Consider the following 2475-nt stretch of genomic DNA (forward strand, 5'->3'; position numbering starts at 1 on the left):
GTGCGGATGAACGACGCGCTCGACAGCCAGGAGTCGATGGAGCTGGCGACCTTGAGCGTGCCCAGGATGGCCGGCTCGGCCTCGGGGGCAACGCCACCGGCGAGGGTGATCTCGTTGACGGTGTCGGCGAACTCGTAGCGGTCGATGTACTGGCCCATGAGGTACTTGGAGTCACCGGGATTGGTGATCTGGACGCGGCGCAGCATCTGGCGCGCAATGACCTCGATGTGCTTGTCGTTCAGCTCGACGCCCTGGGACGTGTAGACGTCCTTGACGCTCTCGACGAACGTGTGCATCGTCGACTCGATGTCGGTGAGGCGGCGCAGGTTGCGGAAGTTGACGAAGCCCTTCGTGATCTGGTCGCCGGCGCGAACGTCGCAGCCGTCCTCGATGCCCGGCATGAAGCGGGCGCTCGCAGGGATGCGCTTCTCGTCGAGAATGCGCGAGTTGTCCTCGGGGTCGAGGATGCGCACGAGGTACTCGGTCTGCTCGGGCTGAATCGAGAGCTTGCCGGACAGCGGGGCAAGGTCTGCCTCGCGGCCCAGAATCTTCTCGTTGACGTTACCGACGACGTCGAACATGCGGCCAACCGTAGGCAGGCCCTGCGTGATGTCGTCAGCGCCAGCGACGCCGCCGGAGTGAATCGTGCGCATCGTGAGCTGGGTGCCCGGCTCGCCGATGGACTGGGCGGCGATGATGCCCACCGCGGTGCCGACGTTGACCGGACGACGCGTGGAGAGGTCCCAGCCGTAGCACTTCTGGCAGACGCCGTTCTTGGAGCGGCAGGTGAGAAGCGCGCGGAGCTCGACCTTCTTCAGGCCGTGGTCGACGAGACGCTGCATGTCGGCGACGGACTCGATGTAGCCGTCCTTGGCGATGAGGACCTCGCCCGTCTCGGGATCGAGCACGTCGTTGAGCGCACAGCGGCCCACGAGGTCGGCGTTGAGCTCGGTCGTGCCCGGCTTGATGAGGTTGTAGGTGACGCCCTCGGTGGTGCCACAGTCCTCCTCGCGGACGATGACGTCCTGGGCAACGTCGACGAGACGACGGGTCAGGTAGCCGGAGTCGGAGGTGTGGGACGCGGTGTCGACCAGGCCCTTACGGGCGCCGTACGTCGAGATGAAGTATTCGAGCGGCAGCAGGCCCTCACGGAAGTTGGCCTTAATGGGCAGGTCAATCGTGTCACCGGACATGTCGGCCATGAGGCCTCGCATGCCGGCGAGCTGACGGAGCTGCGTCTTGGAGCCACGGGCGCCGGAGTCGGCCATCATGTAGATGGGGTTGTCGTCGTCGAAGCCCTCGAGCATCGCCTTGCCCAGCGCCTCGGTGCACTCGGTCCAGGCGTTGACGACCTCGACGTGGCGCTCCTGCTCGGACAGGAAGCCGTCCTCGTAGTACTCGTTAATCTCGTTGACGTTGGCCTGGGCCTGCTCGATCATCTTCGGCTTGCACTCGGGGATGACGGCGTCCCAGACGGACACGGTCAGGCCGGCGCGGGTGGCGAAGTGGAAGCCGGCGTACTTGATGGCATCCAGGATCGGCTCGACCTGCGCAAGCGGGTAGCGGTCGCAGCAGTCGTTGACGAGCTTGCCCATGTCGCTCTTCACCATCTTGTAGTTGATGAAGGGGTAGTCGGCGGGCAGGCACTGGCGGTTGAAGATGATGCGGCCGATCGTCGTCTCGAAGCGCACGGGCTTGTCGGTGACGTCGTAGTCCTCCTCCTTGCCCCAGGCGGTGCGGACGCGGAAGATCTTGCGGCCGTCCTGCTCGACGTTGGCCTCGTCGGCGCTCACGCGGACCATGACCTTGGCCTGGATGTCGACGTCGATGCGGGAGTCGTAGGCGCTCATGGCGTCATCGAAGCTCGCGAAGACGTGGCCCTCGCCGGCCATGTCGCTCTTCTCGGTCGTCAGGAAGTAGACGCCGAAGACCATGTCCTGGGACGGCACGGTGAGTACCTTGCCCGAGGCGGGCGAGCGCAGGTTGTTGGACGAGAGCATAAGCACGCGGGCCTCGGTCTGGGCCTTCGTGGACAGCGGCACGTGGACCGACATCTGGTCGCCGTCGAAGTCTGCGTTGAAGGGGGCGCACACCAGCGGGTGCAGGTGGATGGCCTTGCCCTCGACGAGGACCGGCTCGAAGGCCTGGATCGACAGACGGTGCAGCGTAGGTGCGCGGTTGAGCAGCACGAGACGACCGTCGATGACCTCATCGAGGACGTCCCACACGGCGGGCTGGCTGCGGTCGATGGCGCGCTTGGCGCCCTTGATGTTCTCGACCTTGCCGAGCTCGACGAGGCGGCGCATCACGAACGGCTTGAACAGCTCGAGGGCCATTGCCTTGGGCAGGCCGCACTGGTGGAGCTTGAGGTGCGGGTCGGTGACGATGACGGAACGGCCGGAGTAGTCGACGCGCTTGCCGAGCAGATTCTGACGGAAGCGGCCCTGCTTGCCCTTGAGGGCCTCGGCCAGGGAC

1 protein-coding gene is annotated in these 2475 nt (G+C 65.6%); it reads right to left on the reverse strand.

The window, feature by feature from the left end:
- A partial coding sequence (locus AC1VTH_RS07875; protein ID WP_481335603.1) for a DNA-directed RNA polymerase subunit beta' occupies positions 1–2475 on the reverse strand: 2475 nt, incomplete at both ends.

Source organism: Parolsenella sp. (genome assembly GCF_982402205.1).